The 17,571-nt window shown below is 44.0% G+C and carries 19 protein-coding genes; 6 read left to right on the forward strand and 13 right to left on the reverse strand.

What is annotated here, in order from left to right; translation table 11 throughout:
- From ABNE31_RS06915 to ABNE31_RS06930, 4 genes are read left to right on the forward strand one after another with little or no spacing between them, the layout of a single operon-like run.
- Complete coding sequence (locus tag ABNE31_RS06915; protein ID WP_349352840.1) at window positions 1-1,389, forward strand: Gfo/Idh/MocA family oxidoreductase; 1,389 nt, start codon at window positions 1-3, stop codon at window positions 1,387-1,389.
- 12 nt (window positions 1,390-1,401) lie between these two features.
- The gene (locus ABNE31_RS06920) at window positions 1,402-2,454 is read left to right on the forward strand and encodes a GHMP kinase (RefSeq protein WP_349352841.1); all 1,053 of its coding nucleotides are present in this window, start codon (window positions 1,402-1,404) and stop codon (window positions 2,452-2,454) included.
- A gap of 5 nt (window positions 2,455-2,459) precedes the next feature.
- Window positions 2,460-3,290, forward strand: coding sequence for a sugar phosphate nucleotidyltransferase (locus ABNE31_RS06925; protein WP_349352842.1), 831 nt, complete (start codon window positions 2,460-2,462; stop codon window positions 3,288-3,290).
- A gap of 52 nt (window positions 3,291-3,342) precedes the next feature.
- Complete coding sequence (locus tag ABNE31_RS06930) at window positions 3,343-4,611, forward strand: sterol desaturase family protein (protein WP_349352843.1); 1,269 nt, start codon at window positions 3,343-3,345, stop codon at window positions 4,609-4,611.
- Here the strand turns inward: ABNE31_RS06930 and ABNE31_RS06935 are convergent.
- The 6 genes from ABNE31_RS06935 to rsfS form a co-directional block, all read right to left on the reverse strand.
- Complete coding sequence (locus tag ABNE31_RS06935; RefSeq protein WP_293290232.1) at window positions 4,608-4,871, reverse strand: acyl-CoA-binding protein; 264 nt, start codon at window positions 4,869-4,871, stop codon at window positions 4,608-4,610. The two genes, ABNE31_RS06930 and ABNE31_RS06935, sit on opposite strands and share 4 nt — an antisense overlap.
- Window positions 4,864-5,529, reverse strand: a complete 666-nt coding sequence (locus ABNE31_RS06940) for a phosphatidylserine decarboxylase family protein (protein ID WP_293290230.1) — start codon at window positions 5,527-5,529, stop codon at window positions 4,864-4,866. Before ABNE31_RS06940 ends, ABNE31_RS06935 begins: the two co-directional genes overlap by 8 nt.
- On the reverse strand, window positions 5,519-6,319 hold the full coding sequence (locus ABNE31_RS06945) for a phosphatidate cytidylyltransferase (RefSeq protein ID WP_349352844.1): 801 nt from the start codon (window positions 6,317-6,319) through the stop codon (window positions 5,519-5,521). Before ABNE31_RS06945 ends, ABNE31_RS06940 begins: the two co-directional genes overlap by 11 nt.
- 4 nt (window positions 6,320-6,323) lie before the next feature.
- Window positions 6,324-6,932: an LUD domain-containing protein gene (locus ABNE31_RS06950; RefSeq protein WP_179385112.1), complete on the reverse strand. Its 609-nt coding sequence runs from the start codon at window positions 6,930-6,932 to the stop codon at window positions 6,324-6,326.
- Window positions 6,933-6,997: 65 nt separating this feature from the next.
- Window positions 6,998-8,947 (reverse strand): ATP-dependent zinc metalloprotease FtsH, encoded by a 1,950-nt coding sequence (gene ftsH / locus ABNE31_RS06955; protein ID WP_293290226.1) that lies wholly within the window; start codon window positions 8,945-8,947, stop codon window positions 6,998-7,000.
- Window positions 8,948-8,953: 6 nt separating this feature from the next.
- Window positions 8,954-9,331, reverse strand: coding sequence for a ribosome silencing factor (rsfS, locus tag ABNE31_RS06960; protein WP_179385110.1), 378 nt, complete (start codon window positions 9,329-9,331; stop codon window positions 8,954-8,956).
- Between the two features lie 82 nt (window positions 9,332-9,413).
- Between rsfS and ABNE31_RS06965 the strand changes: the two genes are divergently transcribed.
- On the forward strand, window positions 9,414-10,157 hold the full coding sequence (locus tag ABNE31_RS06965; protein WP_349352845.1) for a biotin--[acetyl-CoA-carboxylase] ligase: 744 nt from the start codon (window positions 9,414-9,416) through the stop codon (window positions 10,155-10,157).
- On the opposite strand, the gene ABNE31_RS06970 is transcribed toward ABNE31_RS06965, so the two are convergent.
- Complete coding sequence (locus ABNE31_RS06970; RefSeq protein WP_179385108.1) at window positions 10,151-10,549, reverse strand: SRPBCC family protein; 399 nt, start codon at window positions 10,547-10,549, stop codon at window positions 10,151-10,153. The two genes, ABNE31_RS06965 and ABNE31_RS06970, sit on opposite strands and share 7 nt — an antisense overlap.
- Window positions 10,550-10,555: 6 nt before the next feature.
- Window positions 10,556-11,197, reverse strand: coding sequence for an orotate phosphoribosyltransferase (gene pyrE / locus ABNE31_RS06975; RefSeq protein WP_349352846.1), 642 nt, complete (start codon window positions 11,195-11,197; stop codon window positions 10,556-10,558).
- 7 nt (window positions 11,198-11,204) lie between these two features.
- Here pyrE and ABNE31_RS06980 point away from each other — a divergent pair, with 7 nt between their 5' ends.
- The gene (locus tag ABNE31_RS06980; RefSeq protein ID WP_179385106.1) at window positions 11,205-11,804 is read left to right on the forward strand and encodes an NUDIX domain-containing protein; all 600 of its coding nucleotides are present in this window, start codon (window positions 11,205-11,207) and stop codon (window positions 11,802-11,804) included.
- Here ABNE31_RS06980 and ABNE31_RS06985 read toward each other — a convergent pair.
- The 5 genes from ABNE31_RS06985 to ABNE31_RS07005 all read right to left on the reverse strand — a co-directional run bounded on the left by ABNE31_RS06985 (window position 11,801) and on the right by ABNE31_RS07005 (window position 17,517).
- Complete coding sequence (locus ABNE31_RS06985) at window positions 11,801-13,573, reverse strand: M14 family metallopeptidase (protein WP_349352847.1); 1,773 nt, start codon at window positions 13,571-13,573, stop codon at window positions 11,801-11,803. The two genes, ABNE31_RS06980 and ABNE31_RS06985, sit on opposite strands and share 4 nt — an antisense overlap.
- Window positions 13,574-13,642: 69 nt before the next feature.
- Window positions 13,643-14,056 carry a response regulator gene (locus ABNE31_RS06990; protein ID WP_349352848.1) on the reverse strand — a complete coding sequence of 138 codons (414 nt, stop codon included), beginning with the start codon at window positions 14,054-14,056 and terminating at the stop codon, window positions 13,643-13,645.
- Window positions 14,043-15,869, reverse strand: a complete 1,827-nt coding sequence (locus ABNE31_RS06995; RefSeq protein ID WP_349352849.1) for a PAS domain-containing protein — start codon at window positions 15,867-15,869, stop codon at window positions 14,043-14,045. Before ABNE31_RS06995 ends, ABNE31_RS06990 begins: the two co-directional genes overlap by 14 nt.
- A gap of 181 nt (window positions 15,870-16,050) precedes the next feature.
- A complete protein-coding gene (gene coaD, locus ABNE31_RS07000) occupies window positions 16,051-16,509 on the reverse strand; it encodes a pantetheine-phosphate adenylyltransferase (RefSeq protein WP_293283593.1) in 459 nt (152 codons plus the stop codon).
- Window positions 16,510-16,542: 33 nt separating this feature from the next.
- Window positions 16,543-17,517, reverse strand: coding sequence for a D-alanine--D-alanine ligase (locus ABNE31_RS07005; RefSeq protein WP_349352850.1), 975 nt, complete (start codon window positions 17,515-17,517; stop codon window positions 16,543-16,545).
- Between the last annotated feature and the right edge of the window lie 54 nt (window positions 17,518-17,571).

Raw genomic sequence — 17,571 nt, forward strand, 5'->3', positions numbered from 1 at the left:
ATGAAAAACCTCGATAGACGAAGTTTTATCCAAAAAACTTCACTTTCTGCTGCCGCGATAACCATTGCTCCATCGTATTTAAAAGCCAATCCGGAACGCCCTTTGGCATCAACCTATATGGGTGGATTTGCAGCGCCTAAATTGGAAAAGGTTCGCGCCGCTTTCATTGGTGTAGGAGCCAGAGGGGGAACACATGCCAAGTTCTTTGCTGCGCTGGAAGGTACCGAGGTGGTCGCTATCTGTGATTTGTATGAAGATTTGGTAAAAGAAAAGACCCAATGGGTAAAAGAGGCGGCCGGGGAAAATCGGCATAAAAACATCAAACCGTACTGGGGTGATGAGGATGCATGGCGAACCATGCTGAAAGAAGTGCAACCAGATATTGTTTTTATTGCCACTAATTGGGCCAATCATGCCCCAATGGCCATCGGTGCCATGGAACACGGGGCACATGCCTTTGTTGAGGTACCCATCGCAACCACCATTCAGGAGATGTGGGATATTGTGGATGCGAGCGAACGCACCCAAAAACACTGTATGATGTTGGAAAACGTCAATTACAGTCGGGATGAGTTAATGTTCCTAAATATGTGCCGACAAGGGGTGATTGGTGAAATCTTGCACGGGGAAGCAGCGTACATTCACGAATTACGCTGGCAAATGGAAAAGCAGGAGCGAGGTACGGGCTCATGGCGGACCTACCACTATGCCAAAAGAAATGGAAATTTATATCCGACCCATGGTCTGGGACCAGTGGCCCAATATATGAACCTCGCACGGCAAGATGATACTTTTGGCAGCTTGGTTTCCTTCTCCACGCCAGCGAGGGGGCGTGAATTATATGCCGAGAAAAATTATCCATCCGACCATAAATGGAATCAACTCGATTTTAAAGGTGGAGATTTAAATACATCCATCGTTAAAACCGCTATGGGAAAAACCATTATGGTGCAGTGGGACGAAACCAGTCCAAGACCTTATTCTCGATTGAACTTGGTGCAAGGAACCAAAGGAATTTTGGCTGGCTTCCCAACCCGTGTTGCATTGGAAGGTGGGGTGGAAGGGCTTACCAAAGACCATCACTCTTGGGTGCAAGGAGAACAACTTCAAAAATTATACGAGAAATACGACCATCCTCTTTATAAAAGACTGAACAAGGCCGCCAAGGGCAGTGGACATGGAGGCATGGATGGCATCATGGTGTACCGTATCGTGGAATGCCTCCAAAAAGGGCTTCCTTTGGACCAAAATGTGTACGAGGGTTGTTTGTGGAGTGCAGTTTCTCCATTGAGTGAACGTTCCGTGGCCAGCGGTGGAGCGCCCCAGCCTTTCCCTGATTTTACGAGGGGCAACTGGAAAGAAACTGCACCTTTGGGAATTGTTGATTAATAGAGGAAATTGATGATTGACATAAAAGTTCCGGCCCGAATCTGTTTTTACGGCGACCATCAAGATTATTTAGGTCTGCCCGTTATTGCGGGAACCATAGACCGTTACATCAAGATTAAGGGAACACCCAATTCCAATGGGAGGTACGCTATAAAACTATTAGATCTGGATGAAGAGGTGTCCGTTGCTTTGCAAGATAGTTTGAAGGAGGTCAGATCAGGAGATTATTTTAGATCGGTGATGGCCGTTTTAAGACAGAACAACTTCCATTGGCAGCAAGGCTATGATGTGGAGATTACCGGAAACATACCACTGAATGCTGGCTTGTCCAGTTCTTCGGCCTTGGTGGTCGCTTGGATACGTTTTTTGGTCGAGGCAGCAGGCAAATCCCATCAAATCAGTGATGAACAAATTGGAAAGTGGGCCTATGAGGCCGAAGTTCTGTTCTTTGATCAGCCCGGAGGACTCATGGACCAGTATACCATAGCTCAAAAAGGACTCATTTATATCGATACGGAAACAGGTGAAAGTACACGATTGAAGGCCGATTTGGGAAAATTGCTCGTGGCGGAATCGGGAGTACCCAAAAAAACATTGGAAGTACTCAAAAATGCACGGGTATATGCACAACAGGCGGTGGCATCGGTACAAAATGAACATACCGACTTCAATTTGAAGCAAGCCACGCCAAAAGACTACGAAAAGTATATCGATTTGGTTCCCGAAGAACTTAAAGGGTATTGGTATGCCACTATTTATAACTACCATATTACCTTGGAAGCAAAAAAGGAGCTGCTCCGACCAAATCCGAATATCCTGTTTTTGGGAGATTTGATGAACCAGCACCAGCGTATCCTTGAAAATGAAATCAAGAACACCCCTTTGGAAATGGCGCAGATGATGAAGGCCGCACGCGAAGCCGGAGCCCTTGGGGCAAAGACCATTGGTTCGGGAGGGGGAGGCTGTATGGTAGCCATGGTAACGGAGGATACGGAGGAAAGGGTGAAACGCGCCTTTTTGGACCATGGGGCCAAAGCTGTTTATGCTGTGAACCTAACGAATTGAGAAAGATGGAAAACACGAGTTTGATTGTAATGGTAGGGGGTGCATCCTCACGGATGAAGCGAAGTCTAAAAGCTAGGGAAGAAGGAACCATTATGGACCACATTCCTCATAAAAGCTTGATTCCCGTAGGTAAGAAGGGGCATCCTTTTTTATATTATTTGGTACGGAATGCGGTGGAGGCAGGATACACCAAACTGTATTTGATTACCAGCCCAGAAAATATGGCCTTTCAACAATTGAAAGATCAAGGAGTGTTTTCGAAAGGACTAGAAGTCCACCTGGCCGTGCAAGAAGTTCCCGTAGGACGCCAAAAACCATTGGGTACGGCTGATGCACTTCAGCAATGTTTGGATCAATACCCTGAATTGCAACGGACCACTTTTACGGTTTGTAATGGCGATAACCTTTATTCTGTTGGTGCCCTCAAGGATTTAAGGAAAGATAGAAAAGCGCCTCATGCGTTGATTAGCTACGGAAGTTCAGGTTTTGAGTATACCGAGGAGCGCATAGCCAAGTTTGCCGTAATGGATATTTCTTCGGATGGATTTTTACAGCAAATCATTGAAAAACCAAATGTGGAGGATGTGCCCCGATATAAAGATGCCATGGGCGAGCTTCGGGTAAGCATGAACATTTTTAGTTTTTTTGGAGCTAAGGTTTATCCATATTTGAAAAACTGTCCCATGGACCCGGTTCGTAATGAAAAGGAACTCCCGAAAGCTGTTGGAATGTTAGTGGCCGACCACCCTAAAGCTGTACTTTGTATACCACGTTCCGAACATATTCCCGACTTGACCGATGCCAACGATATCCAATTATTTAAAAATTTGGACTAACTTATGGGCAGCAAATCCCATGTTTGCATCGGGTAACGTTTAAATTTTTGAAATGGAATCGTATGCAACGGCATTGTTATATGCCACGCCATTTTTTATCGGTCTTGTACTTATCGAAATTTTGTATGGCCGATTTGTAAAGGATCAAAAACACAACCTCATGGATACCGTGAGCAGTCTTAGCTCAGGTTTGACCAATGTGGTGAAGGATTCATTGGGCCTTGTGCTTATTTTGGTGAGCTATCCCTTTTTGTTGGAACATTTGGCACTTATCGAGATCAAGGCAACTTGGTTGGTCTGGGTGGTGGCTTTTATTGCTTTGGATTTTGCCGGTTATTGGAACCATAGGTTGAGCCATCACATCAATCTTTTTTGGAACCAGCATGTGATACATCATAGCAGTGAAGAGTTTAATTTGGCTTGCGCGCTACGCCAGCCTATTTCCAACTTGTTGGGGTACTATGCCCTTTTGTTGATTCCGGCCGCCCTATTGGGCGTTCCCAATCAAGTGATTGCCATATTGGCCCCGATACACCTGTTTGCACAGTTCTGGTACCACACCCAGTATATTGGCAAAATGGGGATTCTTGAATATGTTATCGTCACCCCTTCGCAACATCGGGTGCACCATGCCATCAATCCAGAGTATATCGACAAAAACCTAGGACAGATTTTTTGTATTTGGGACCGCATGTTCGGCACCTTTCAAGAAGAGTTGGATGATGTGCCGCCACAATACGGTGTGCTGAAACCAGCGAATACATGGAATCCCATCATCATCAATTTTCAACATATATGGCGATTGATGCAGGACGCATGGCGCACCCGAAGCTATTGGGACAAACTTCGGATATGGTTTATGCCCACAGGATGGCGTCCGCAGGACGTGAAGGACAAATATCCCGTTGAGGTTATCCAAGATGTCTACAATTTCAAAAAATACCGTCCCGAAACTTCACCTTGGTTAAAGGGATATGCCCTTTTTCAATTGATCGCAACTACTTTTTTGATGCTTTTTATGTTCTACAGCTATTCGGAAATCGGATTTGATGGCTTGCTGTTGTTTGGGGCGTTTATTTTTGTCGGGATTTATGGGTACACTACCCTAATGGACCGAAAATCGTATGCTGTTTGGATTGAGGTGATTCGGGGTGTGGCAGGATTGGTACTAATCTATTTGTCGGGCGATTGGTTTTGTATCGATACTTATATATCCATTGGGAGCTATCTGGTGGCCCTCTATTTCTTGATTACTATTTTCGGTGGTGTTTACTTTACTTATGTGGAGAAATCCTTTGCGACGGCTGATTTGGCCTCTTAAAGGCTTTTAAGCTCCTTCTCAACTATGTTCACATAGTTTTCCATGGCCTCTTCCACACTGATGCTCTTGGCCTGAAAGAGTGCATTTGCCTTGAACGCATTGATTAGGGGAGTTCGACTGCCGGGATTTTCAAAATTTTTGTTGGCAATCTTAAAGTAGGCGTAGAGTTTTAATAAGAGGTCCGCAGGAAGCGGGTCCGTATAGTCGTTAACAAAGTTAACGGCATCCTCAAATCGTTTATGTAACTCCTCCTTAGTCATCCAATGGTCTTACCGATGCGATGCACGTGCGTGCCCCGATTACTTTTTGATTCAGTTTTACGGTGATGTCGCAGTCAAGCGGCAAAAGTAAATCCACCCGTGAACCGAATTTGATGAAACCAGCATCTTCCCCTTGTGTAACCTGTTCGCCCTCCTCGGCATAGTTTACGATTCTGCGTGCCATGGCACCTGCAATTTGTCGGTATCCGATTTCGCCAAATTTTGGGGTATGCAGTATTATCGTAGTTCGCTCGTTATCGGTGCTGGATTTGGGATGCCAAGCCACTAAATATTTTCCGGGGTGATATTTGGAGTAGGTGACGGTACCACTGGCGGGATAACGGGTAACATGCACATTGACGGGCGACATAAAAATGGAGACCTGCTTTCGCTTTCCTTTGAAATATTCGGGTTCGTCCACCTCTTCGATTACTACTACCTTTCCGTCCACTGGAGCCAATATTTCATCAAAGTTAGGGGTCACCAATCTCTTTGGGTTTCTAAAAAATTGCAAGATGGCCACCAAAAGCAATAGCGCCGCAATCTGAACCGTCATTCGGGCCCATTCCAAATCCATAGTGTATTGTGCCGCCAATACAATGGCCACCACTACAAAAAAAGTGAATATGATTATTTTTTGACCCTCTTTATGAAACATAGGAGAAAATATTTAAAATCAAATATGCAAATGGTGCGGCAAACACCAAACTGTCCAATCGGTCCCAGATTCCACCATGTCCCGGCAGGATAGCGCCACTATCTTTTACACCGGCCATTCGTTTAAACTTGGATTCCAACAAGTCGCCCAAACTTCCTGCGACCACGATCAAGCAAGCCATTGCCATCCACTCGATTATCGAAAGCCGTGTTTCGTACCACGATAAAAAATAGGCGGCGACCAGTGCAAAAATAAGACCTCCGACAGAACCTTCAATAGTTTTTTTTGGGGAAACTGCAGGAAAAAGTTTGCGTCCCAAAGTTCGTCCCACCAGATAGGCAAATGTATCGTTTACCCATATCAAAATAAAGATGCCCATGATCAAAAATTGGGCAAATTCATCAATTTTGTAAGGTATCATCGTCAAAAAAATACACCCGCCACCAATGTAGAAGAGCCCGATCAAGAATTTCTGTACGTCATTGAAATATTTGGGTTTTTTGGAGAACAGGAACATCAATAGGGCAATGTCCACCGCGATGGTGAAAAGCATGAGCATGTTCACGGCCATAGTGTCGTTGGTGAGGTAAATAAAAACCCACCACAGGGCCAAATAGGCCATGAAGATGTAGTACCCCTTTAGCTTTACAATTCGCTTGTACTCATACAGACATCCAAGTCCGAAGGCCATAAAAAGAAAGTCGAAGGCGTCCGAACTCAAAAATACTGCGCCCAACAGAAGTACTACGTAAATTACCCCTGTTATGGAGCGTCTTAAAATTTCTCTCATCTACTCAGAAATCTTCTAGGAGTAAAAGATATACATTTTTGGAAGCACTCCCATAGGAAAGAAAGTCATCTTTGTTTTCGGGTGTTTGCTGAAAGTGCTTTAGGGTGGTGATATTGTTGGGGATGTTTTTCTGGTACCGTTCCTTGATTATTTTGAGTGCTTCGCTAATGGAATCTACCAACTGGCTCGTGGTGGCGAACACAATGAGATTGGACGGTAGTTCGTCCAGTTTCTTTTCCTTGATTTGATGGGAACACACCAAAATGGACCCATTATGGGCCACCAAGTGTTCGCAGGTGGTAAAGAAAATATCACTTTCGTTGCGATTGTTGGTGAATTGAAGCTTTTCCGAAGCAAACTTAGTCTCTATCCTAGGATCCAGCGAATAGAAGAGGTGGTTTTGCCAGTCGTTTTCCGAAACGATGTTCTTGAGTGCCTCGGAAACTTCGGCAAAATCTTCACAGTAAATGAACTTTCCACCATTTTTTTTGAAGTAGATGGTAAACTTTTCATCAACGGGAATTTTTAGGTCGGGCATGTGTTCTCCCCGGGTTTCCGCAGTTTCTTTGGAAACCTTTTTTCCTCCTCCGAAAAGTTTTTTAAAAACTCCCATTAATGGTTTTGTGTTCTTTCTACTTAATCAATATAACTCCTTTGATTAGATGTTGTTTGTAGCGATTACTCTGCTGGCTCCAACTTTTCTTCCTCTTTTTCAAAAGGGCGCTGTCCAAAGATTTTTTCCAAATCGTCCTTGAATATGACCTCCTTGTCCAAAAGACGTTCGGCAAGCTCGGTGAGTTTGTCCTTGTTGTCCTCCAGCAATTTAATGGCCCTTTGATATTGCGCTTCAATCATTTTGGATATTTCCTGATCAATCTTTTGGGCCGTTTCCTCACTATAAGGTTTGGTAAAGCCGTACTCGTTTTGACCCGTGGAATCGTAATAGGTGATATTGCCCAATTCGTCATTCAGTCCGTAAATGGTCACCATGGCCCTGGCCTGTTTGGTCACTTTCTCCAAATCGCTCAATGCTCCTGTTGAAATTTTTCCGAACATCACTTTCTCCGCGGCTCTGCCTCCCATGGTGGCACACATCTCGTCCAACATCTGTTCTGGTCGTACGATCAAACGTTCTTCGGGCAAATACCAAGCAGCTCCAAGCGACTGACCGCGAGGAACGATGGTCACTTTCACCAAAGGCGCGGCATGTTCCAACATCCAGCTTACCGTGGCGTGACCTGCTTCGTGGAACGCAATGGTCTTTTTCTCTTCTGGGGTGATGATTTTATTCTTTTTTTCCAGACCACCCACAATTCTATCCACGGCATCCAAGAAGTCTTGTTTGGTGACCGCTTTTTTCTCCTTACGGGCAGCAATCAATGCCGCTTCGTTACAAACGTTGGCAATATCGGCTCCGGAGAATCCTGGGGTCTGTTTGGCCAAAAAGTCCAAATCCAGGGTTTCGGCGGTTTTTATTGGACGAAGGTGTACTTCGAATATTTCTTTTCTTTCGTTGAGGTCGGGCAGGTCCACATAGATTTGACGGTCAAAACGTCCTGCACGCATCAAGGCTTTGTCCAGCACATCGGCACGGTTGGTAGCGGCCAATACAATTACGTTGGTATTGGTTCCAAATCCATCCATTTCGGTCAATAACTGGTTCAGGGTATTCTCACGTTCGTCATTGGAACCTGTGAAGTTGTTTTTTCCCCTAGCTCGTCCAATGGCGTCGATTTCATCAATAAAAATGATAGCCGGTGACTTATCCTTTGCTTGTTTGAAAAGGTCACGCACCCTTGATGCTCCAACCCCTACGAACATTTCCACAAAATCCGAACCGGACAAGGAGAAGAAAGGAACCTTGGCTTCACCTGCTACGGCTTTCGCCAAAAGGGTTTTACCCGTTCCCGGAGGGCCTACCAATAAGGCTCCCTTTGGGATTTTACCACCAAGAGAGGTGTATTTATCCGGGTTTTTAAGGAACTCCACAATTTCTTGAACTTCTTCCTTGGCCCCTTCCAATCCAGCAACATCTTTAAAAGATGTACGGGTATCGGTTTTCTCGTCGAAGAGTTTGGCCTTGGACTTCCCTATGTTGAAAATCTGTCCACCAGCACCGCCTCCGGCACCGCCTGACATTCTACGCATCAGGTAGATCCAAATACCAATGATCAAGGCAAATGGTAAGAGCGTCAAAAATATTTCGCCAAGTACATTGGATTCCGTGTCAAACTCGACAATGGTATCCAAGTTGTTCTCTTTCTTTATCTCGGTGATTTCGTTCTGGAAAATCTGAAGGTCACCATAGTCCAATACATACTGGGGAACCAGATTGGTTGATGGGAACAGTGGCTTTTCGGCCACTCCTTTGTGAACGTCCTTCTTCATGGCCTCCTCGGTGAGGTATACCTTGGCCTGTCTGGTATTGGTAATGATGACAATCTTGGAGATATCACCATTGCGCAAGAATTCCTGTAATTCGGAGGTTGTTGTTTTTTCCGTACTTGAAAAATTGCTTCCACCAAAAAACTGGAAGCCGATGATCAATGCGATGACTACGCCATATATCCACCACGAACTAAAACGTGGCTTCTTTGGTGTATTATTTGGGTTGTTTTCTTTTGCCATTTTTTTTTAAGAATTGTAACTGCTTTCCACCATAGTGACCTTGGCATCTCCCCAAAGCCCCTCAATATCATAGAATTCCCTTATGTGTTTTTGAAATACATGCACCACAACGTTGACATAGTCCATAAGCACCCATTCGGCGTTCTCAGAACCCTCAACATGCCATGGCTTGTCCTGCAGGGCCTTGCTGACCTTTTTCTGCACGGAGGATACAATTGCGTTCACATGTGTGTTGGAAGTACCGTTACAGATGATGAAGTAGTCGCAAACTGTATTTTCGATTTCCCTAAGGTCCAGTAGATTTATGTCAACTCCTTTAACGTCTTCTATTCCTTCCAGAATCAAGGCAATCAATTCATCTGCGCTAGCTTTCTTTTTCTGCATTCAAAAAGTTTAGTTTTTACAAAGTTATGTTTTTTTTGTTTTCTTAGCCCTAGTTTTTAACAAATCGTAAAGGCTTGTCACATTGGGAAAACATTTTCAGATACTCAAACTTGATGCCACGGATTCCACAAATATCTTTTTGAAAGATTTGTTGCGCTCGGAAAATCCTTTGGATTATACCGTGGTCGTAACCCGTAGGCAGCTGAAGGGCAGGGGGCAAATGAATACAGTTTGGGATTCTGAAGGAGGTAAAAACCTAACGTTCAGTGTCTTAAAAAAGTTTGACGCCATGAGTGTCCGGCATCAATTTGCGCTCAATATTGCAGTGTCCTTGGCCGTTTTCAATGCCCTGAACAAGCTCGCCATTCCTGATGTACAGATCAAATGGCCTAACGACATTATGTCAGGTTCGCGCAAGATCTGTGGCATTTTGATAGAAAACTTGCTTAGGGGCAATAAGGTGGGCGAAGCGATCATAGGCATCGGGCTTAATGTAAACCAGACGGATTTTGGGGGTTTGGACAAGGCGTCTTCCTTAAAATTGGTGACCGGTAGGAATTTCGATTTGGACGAACTCCTTCATACCATTTTGGAATGCCTTAAACTCCAACTGGATACCGTGGAAGCGAAAACAGTCGCCCAATTGCTGCCCGCCTACGAGCAATTGTTGTTCCGAAAGGATAAGCCCTCGACCTTTGCCGATGCGAAAGGGGAGCGGTTAATGGGTTATATCCGAGGTGTGTCCACCTCCGGAAAGTTGGTCATCGAATTGGAGGACCGGATTATAAAGGAATTTGATCTAAAGGAGGTAACGCTTCTTTACTGACCGATTTTGTCCATATTGTTGGACAGGGTTCCCATAAAATTGGTGATGGGTCCTTTGATCATCATGGCCATCATGGCGTTGAATTCCCCTTCGAAGCTTAGGCCGACCTCACTTTGATCATTATCCAAAGCTTTGATGTCAGCTGTAAGTGTAAACGGCAATTTATCGCTTGCTGCACCCAAGACTACCTTTTCGTTTGGATGCTGTTCCTTGAGCCGTAGCACGATTTCCGGCATACCTTTCAAGGCAAACTTGAAGGTATTCTCGTCCAACACTTCAAATTTTTCGATATTCTCGGGCATTAAGGTTTCAAAGTTTTTGATATCTGTCAGGAATTCAAACACTTCTTTATCGCTTTTGGATACGATTTTTTTTGAGGTCTCAATGTGCATGGTAAACTATGGTTTCCATTGTTGTGGATTCGATCTCCACTCCAATAGGGTCTGTAATTGATTTTCTTTTATGTAATGGGTGTCGGAAGCCTGCTCTATCAAATTCTCGTAGTCGGAGAGGGTATGCAGTTCCACACCTTCTTTTTTAAAGTTTTCGGTTGAAACGGGAAAACCGTAGGTGAAGATGGCAATCATTCCTTTGATATCGGCGTTTTGCTCCTTCAGGGCTTGGACGGCATTAAGGCTACTATTCCCAGTGCTGATCAAATCCTCGATGACCACAACACTCTGTCCAGGTTCAAAATGTCCTTCAATCTGATTTTGCCTCCCGTGCTCTTTTGGTTTTGGCCTTACGTAAACAAAGGGAAGACCTAGGGCCTCTGCTACCAAAATACCGATTCCGATGGCACCCGTGGCTACGCCGGCAATCACGTCGGGCCTACCATAGAGGTTCTCTACTTGCTTTGCAATTTCTTCTCGAACAAAGTTTCTTACCGCGGGGTAAGAGAGCATGATCCTATTATCACAATAAATTGGCGATTTCCAACCTGAAGCCCATGTAAAAGGATTTTCAGGTTCCAACTTAATTGCATTAATTTGTAATAACAGCTCTGCTGTTTTTTTTGCGATTCCCTTATCTAAAACCATTGCGCAAATGTATGAAGTTTTTGTTAATGAGGCTCCACTGATCTTAACAAACGAGCGACCCCAGGATTCCAATGGTAATTTGTTTTCTTTGGATGGTGATTCCATAGTTGAGGCGATTCGCCTATTGTCAAAAAAGAAGCTGAAAAAGGCGTATTTATATCATCCTGACGACAAAAAGATCCTCAAACTTTTCATGCACAAAATCCCCGTGGTTGTTGCGGGCGGTGGTTTTGTCATCAATAAAAAAGGGAAAGTACTTTTCATTTACAGAAATGGGAAATGGGACCTGCCCAAAGGTAAGGTGGATAAGGGGGAGTCCATAGAGAGCGCTGCTGTTCGCGAGGTGGAGGAGGAAACAGGGGTGAAAGATTTGGTCATCGAGCGGTTCCTTCATACTACCTACCATATTTTTAAGCGCAACGGGGAATATCGATTGAAGCAGACCCACTGGTTCATTATGTCAACGGATTATACGGGCAAATTGGTCGCAGAAAAATCCGAAGGCATCAAAAAAGTGAAATGGAAAGGTCCTCGCAAAACCAAAAAAGCACTAAAGAACTCCTACCACAATATTAAGGTACTGTTCGAGGATTGGCCCTTTGACTAATTGGCGAACAATCCCGCAGCTTCACTGTTTTTGGCAACACGGTAGATGGGGTAGGTCAAATAGGCCTCTTCAAAATGTACGGAACGCTCAAAAATCCAATTGAGCTGTGCATACCAATTGTTCGAAAAATTCAGGTCTTCCTCTTTTTTGGCTTCAAACTCTTTTGCCAATAAAGAATCCTTTTGTAGCATTTCCAAAGCTACGTCCTCAAAAACATAAGGAGAAAAGCCTTCTTTTCGCTGTAAAACAGTATCAAAAAAGTTCCAATTGAAGAATGAGTCCGCTCCTTGGGGCTCAAAGGTTTCCAACAGGTACCGAATACCGGGCTGTCTTGTAGGTACCCAAAGATCACCTTCCCTAAAATGGATGTCCTTTACGTTTTTGGATACCTTGGTATCCGAATGGAGATAGTGGCCTTCGTAGGGCGAATTTCTGGTATCGTATTCCTCAATACTATACACTTCCACGGAAAGCGTGGTGTCCTTTTTTATGGGTATGTATTGTATTTTGTTGGCATCCAACCGCTCGATTACCTTGTTCCAACTACGCTTAACAATGTAGGCTTCTGGAATGGTCACCGTATCCATGGGGTAATAATAATCCTTATAAATGGTTTCTTTGGTAAAGGGCTTATCGCGATTGTATTTTAACCGTGGTAGGCCGGTTACTTCACTTGTCAGTCGTTCTGCTTCATACCCCTTAAAGCTGAGGGTGCTGGTTTGCGTGGTATCCACTTGCCAATTGAAATGGTATTCGGAAAGCTCCAAATTGGATTCCAATGTTTCCTTACGGAGCGTTTTGATGGTACTGTGCTCTTTTTCCACTACATCAATCAAGCTTTTCATCAAAGCATAGGTGCCTTCCACACGTTGTTGGTAGGGTTTTAGCATATGGGTCTCTACCATTAGCCCCAAAGTGCTCCATAGGGTGGTATAGCCGGTGGAGTATCGCGGATGGTCCATAAATTGGCTAAAACCTTCTTCCGGCGGAACATTGAACACATTAACGTAGGGGGTAATGTCCCACTCCTTTTCAATCAAGGATTGTTCGAGACCTGGCATAAAAGTGTCATGGAGGTATTTGCCCATTTCGCCTCCCAATTTATTGTGCTGTGTGAACAAATGGGTCAAGGTGTATTGGTAGTCGGCACCATTACTTACATGGTTGTCCACAAAAACATCAGGCTTTACCATATGGAATATTTGGGCAAAAGTTCTGGCGTTTTGGGTATCCATTTTTATGAAGTCACGATTCAAATCGTAATTTCGGGCGTTGCCCCGAAATCCGTAGGATTCTGGACCGTTTTGGTTGGCCCGGGTGGTGGAGTTTCGGTTGAGCGCACCGCCCACATTATAGACCGGAATGGTAACCAATACGGTGTTCTTTGGAGCTTCCAATGCACCTGTGGCCAAATCGCGGTACAGCATCATGGTGGCGTCGATACCATCGCTTTCCCCAGGATGTATACCGTTATTTATTAGGATGATGGTCTTTTCCTTGCGGATATTTTCAAAATTAAAGTCCCCGTCAGGGTTAAAGGTAACGGTGTGCAAGGGGTAGCCACTGTCCGTTTTTCCTATGGTCTGGATATTGATTTCTGGAAATTCGCGGGCCAAGGCCATGTAGTAATCAATGGTCTGTTGATAGGTCGCCGTTTCCTTGCCTTCCGAAAGTTCGTAATGGGTAGGATAAGACGATTGCTCGTCCTGTGTTTCAGACTTACAGGAGACTATGAGAACTATGGACAAAAAAAGAATAATCTGCTTCAAAATGCTTCGGGAACTTTAGGTTGCACAAATGGTGTACTTGCAAGTGCCAAAAATACAGAATATTATGATCTACGACGCAATCCCCATACAACCCAGTTCGTTTGCTTCGATTTTGAAAATGGGTTTGTTCTTAAAGTTGAGCGGATAGGGGCAGCGGTCTTTGAATTCCGCCCACTTTTTATGGTCCAATGGGTCTATGGACGATGTGATCATATTGATGACGATCTGCTCTTTGATCTCCAGTTGGATCAGTTCATCCAAAAACTCCCATCCATCCATTATGGGCATGTTGATGTCCAAAAAGATAACCTCGGGAATGTTCCCTCCGGTTTTGTTTCTTTCCTTAAGTGCTTCATGGGCCTCGTGGCCATTTTGAAAAATTTGGATGTCATCGCATTCCGCTACCGACTTCAACATTTTTTTGATGCCAAAAACAGTTATGGGGTCATCGTCCACAATAAAAATACAACTAACTTTCTTCATTAAAACTTACATTGAATGTAGTGCCTTTATCTACTTCACTCTGCACTGTTATACTTCCGCCCATGGCCTCGATTTGGTTCTTTACCAAGTAAAGCCCAAAGCCTTTGGCATCTTCTCTGTTGTGGAACGTTTTGTACATTCCAAATATTTTGTTTCCGTATTTGTTTAGATCAATTCCAAGTCCATTATCGGAGATGCTCAGTTCAATCCCTTTTTGGGATTTTAGGGCATTGATGGTAATCTGGAGTTTACGGTCGGAACTTTTATACTTGACCGCATTGGACACCAGATTCAACAATATGCTGTCCAGATAGGCAGGTACACAGTTGATCTGTAACTCCTCAGGAACATAGTTTGTTACCTGTGCGTGGTTGTGCTCCAATAGTGCCGACTGGTCCTGCAATACCTTTACCACAGCATGGCGTAGTTGCACGTTTTTTTTGATCACCAAGGTATTTGAGTTTACATCTACCACTTGGTTCAGGTTGGCCAAGGTTTCCAAGAGATTGTCGGAAGCTTGGCGTAGCATCTTGATCAATCGCAGCCTTTCCGTGGGATCCTTTTCAGCATCTAGAAATCCCAATAACATGGAAAAGTTGGCGGAATGCGACCTTAGGTTATGTGAAACAATATGTGCAAAGCTGATCAGTTTTTGGTTTTGCATCACCGCAATGGTGTTGAGGCTCCGCAATTGTTCCTCCTTCTTTTTCATGTGCGTAATGTCCATGCTCGTCCCAATAAGGCCACAGACTTTGCCGTCCAGATCAAAATAGGGGATTTTGGAGGTAAGATGATGGGTTACCTTACCATTTATGACACTTTTGGTCTCTTTTCCAATAATTGGCGTCAGGTTTTTCATGACCTGAAGGTCTTCCTCACGGGAAATTTGGGCATACTCTTTTTCAAACAGGTCAAAATCGGTTTTACCGATGAGGTCAATTGGTTTTTTGCCCAAATAGTTGCATTCACTCTTGTTGACCAAAATTTTTCTGGATTCCAGATCCTTTACGTAGACGTTTAAGGGGAGGCTATCTACCAAAGTGGACAATAACTGCTGGTGTTCCCTTACCCGTGTATCTGCCATTACTTCCTCATGAATATCCTTGATCGTTCCAAATACTTTGATGACCTTTCCATTTTTTACCAAAGGTTTACCTGTAATACGTACCCATCGCTCTTGTCCCATATAGGTAACCAGCAAAAGGTTGATATCGTAAGGTTGAAGGTTATTGGTTACTCGATGGAACAGCATGGAAGCCTTGTTTCTGCTGTATCCCACTTTGTAAAAATTGATGGCCTCCTGCGCGTTTGGCAGATAATTTTCCGGAACCTGATGAATGCGTTTGGTTTCTTTGCACCAGAATAGCTCTTCGGTTTTTAAATCATATTCCCACCAACCGGTTTTGGACACTTCCATCTTGGTCTCCAAAATGTTATGGAGCCAGTCCAATTCTTCTTGTTTTTTTGTTTCGGAGGTGATATCGTCCGTTTGGACAATGGTACCAATCACATTTTCCTTTTCATCGAACCAGGGAGCAAAATGGCTTTTGAGGTGTAGGGTGGTATAGTTGACTTTGATGGTATGCTCAAGGGTGAAAGAAAGGTTGTCCTTGAGTTGCTGCTTTAATTCGATGTTCTCGGGAAACAAGGTAAAAATTTCCGGGCCATTTCCCTTGGTGAAGGAAGGAATTCCGAACATTTTCAACCAAGAGCAGGAAGCATCCAAAAGAGTACCCTCTTGGGAAATAAGCGCCGTTGCCTTGGGCAACTGTTTCAAAACATAAAATGGATCAACTCTCTCAACTGCTTTCAAAACTCGGGGGATGCTTAAAAAACGTTCTACCTACTCAGAAATTTCTGACCAAAGTAGAGCTATTTGTCCGAATTACAATTTTTATTGTTGTGAAAACAACCCACAGTGTTGTATTTATTCGTTTACGGATTGTTTGTTGTTTATAAAAATAAAGAAAAATCTTACAAAAGTGAAATGTAAACTAGGATTTGACCACGACCGTATCCGGCACCAGACCGGAGTAGTCCCCGCCATTTCGGATAACGTCGCGAACAATGGAGGAGCTGATGTACGATTTGCCGGAGGAGGTCAACAGAAATACCGTTTCAATTTCGGAAAGCTTGCGATTGGTGTGTGCAATGGCCTTTTCAAACTCGAAATCAGCAGGGTTGCGCAGTCCCCTTAAAATAAAATTGGCACCGATTTTTTTACAGAAATCCACCGTAAGACCTTGGTAAGTAGTCACTTTGATCTTGGGTTCGTCCTTGAAGGCCTCTTCAATAAACCTCACACGTTCCTCCAAGGAAAACATGTAGCTTTTATCGGCATTGATTCCTATGGCTATGACCAGTTCGTCAAAAAGGGTAATCCCTCTTTTAATGATGTCGTAGTGGCCTAGTGTCAATGGATCAAAGGAACCGGGGAAGAGTGCGCGTCTCATGTTGTGGTTTAAAGTTGTTTAAAAATACGGTTTCTAGCGCAAAGCTTCAACAATCGCACTGTCAAAAAGGTCTTCGAGTGAAATTCCAGCCGTTCTGGCTTGCTGTGGTAGCAGACTTTCCTCTGTCAGTCCGGGAGTTGTGTTTATTTCTAGCAAGTGGGGCACGTCACCAATAAAAATAAACTCACTTCGGGTGTACCCCTTCAATCCCAAGGTTTTATAAATGAACTCGGCCAACTGCCTCACATTGGACTCTTGTTTTTCCGAGATTCTCGCTGGTGTTATTTCTTTGGACTTGCCCAAATATTTCGCCTCGAAATCGAAAAAATCGTTTTCCGAAATGATTTCTGTGGCCGGTAGCACGGTTACTTTGTTTTCATATGTGATGACACCGACAGAGACCTCGGTACCATCCAAAAAAGATTCTATGATAATCTGTGTATCTTCCTTAAATGCGTTTTCTATGGCGTTTCCAAGTTCTTCTTTTTGGTACACCTTGGACACCCCGTAGCTGCTACCGGCCCGGTTGGCCTTTACAAAGCAGGGCAGTCCCACCTTTTCCACAATGGCATCTTCATCCACATCTTGGCCCTTGTTCAAAAAGTAGGATTGTGCACAGGGAACGCCATAAGGTTTCAAAGTGCTCAATAGGTCTCTTTTGTTAAAGGTTAGCGCGGCCTCATAGTGGTTGCAAGACGTATGGCGAATACCCAAAAGTTCGAAGTAGGCTTGCATCAACCCATCTTCACCTGGAGTACCGTGGATGGCGTTGAAAACACAATCAAAATGAATTTTATTACCATCGATGTTAAGGCTGAAATCGGATTTTTCCATAGGAAACTCCCGGTTGTTCTTATCGAGATAAAACCACTTTTCCCGTGTGATGATTACCCTGTACGGATGGTATTTGTCTCTGTCCAGATACTTGTATACCACGTTTCCGCTTTTGATGGAAATACCGTGCTCACTGGAATAGCCCCCCATGATGATGGCAATGTTCTTTTTCATTGGCTGGTAAAATATCGCTGGACCAAAGTAAAGAAAAAAGGGTTGGCTTTCCTA

The sequence above is a fragment of the Flagellimonas sp. MMG031 genome, assembly GCF_040112705.1.
Taxonomy (GTDB): Bacteria; Bacteroidota; Bacteroidia; order Flavobacteriales; family Flavobacteriaceae; genus Flagellimonas.

What these genes read in the sequence shown, in the direction of transcription:
- ABNE31_RS06915 (WP_349352840.1), top strand. Translation starts at nt 1, where the DNA reads ATGAAAAACCTCGATAGACGAAGTTTTATCCAAAAAACTTCACTTTCT.
- ABNE31_RS06920 (WP_349352841.1), top strand. Translation starts at nt 1,402, where the DNA reads ATGATTGACATAAAAGTTCCGGCCCGAATCTGTTTTTACGGCGACCAT.
- ABNE31_RS06925 (WP_349352842.1), top strand. Translation starts at nt 2,460, where the DNA reads ATGGAAAACACGAGTTTGATTGTAATGGTAGGGGGTGCATCCTCACGG.
- ABNE31_RS06930 (WP_349352843.1), top strand. Translation starts at nt 3,343, where the DNA reads ATGGAATCGTATGCAACGGCATTGTTATATGCCACGCCATTTTTTATC.
- ABNE31_RS06935 (WP_293290232.1), bottom strand. Translation starts at nt 4,871, where the DNA reads ATGACTAAGGAGGAGTTACATAAACGATTTGAGGATGCCGTTAACTTT.
- ABNE31_RS06940 (WP_293290230.1), bottom strand. Translation starts at nt 5,529, where the DNA reads ATGTTTCATAAAGAGGGTCAAAAAATAATCATATTCACTTTTTTTGTA.
- ABNE31_RS06945 (WP_349352844.1), bottom strand. Translation starts at nt 6,319, where the DNA reads ATGAGAGAAATTTTAAGACGCTCCATAACAGGGGTAATTTACGTAGTA.
- ABNE31_RS06950 (WP_179385112.1), bottom strand. Translation starts at nt 6,932, where the DNA reads ATGGGAGTTTTTAAAAAACTTTTCGGAGGAGGAAAAAAGGTTTCCAAA.
- ftsH (WP_293290226.1), bottom strand. Translation starts at nt 8,947, where the DNA reads ATGGCAAAAGAAAACAACCCAAATAATACACCAAAGAAGCCACGTTTT.
- rsfS (WP_179385110.1), bottom strand. Translation starts at nt 9,331, where the DNA reads ATGCAGAAAAAGAAAGCTAGCGCAGATGAATTGATTGCCTTGATTCTG.
- ABNE31_RS06970 (WP_179385108.1), bottom strand. Translation starts at nt 10,549, where the DNA reads ATGCACATTGAGACCTCAAAAAAAATCGTATCCAAAAGCGATAAAGAA.
- pyrE (WP_349352846.1), bottom strand. Translation starts at nt 11,197, where the DNA reads ATGGTTTTAGATAAGGGAATCGCAAAAAAAACAGCAGAGCTGTTATTA.
- ABNE31_RS06980 (WP_179385106.1), top strand. Translation starts at nt 11,205, where the DNA reads ATGTATGAAGTTTTTGTTAATGAGGCTCCACTGATCTTAACAAACGAG.
- ABNE31_RS06990 (WP_349352848.1), bottom strand. Translation starts at nt 14,056, where the DNA reads ATGAAGAAAGTTAGTTGTATTTTTATTGTGGACGATGACCCCATAACT.
- coaD (WP_293283593.1), bottom strand. Translation starts at nt 16,509, where the DNA reads ATGAGACGCGCACTCTTCCCCGGTTCCTTTGATCCATTGACACTAGGC.
- ABNE31_RS07005 (WP_349352850.1), bottom strand. Translation starts at nt 17,517, where the DNA reads ATGAAAAAGAACATTGCCATCATCATGGGGGGCTATTCCAGTGAGCAC.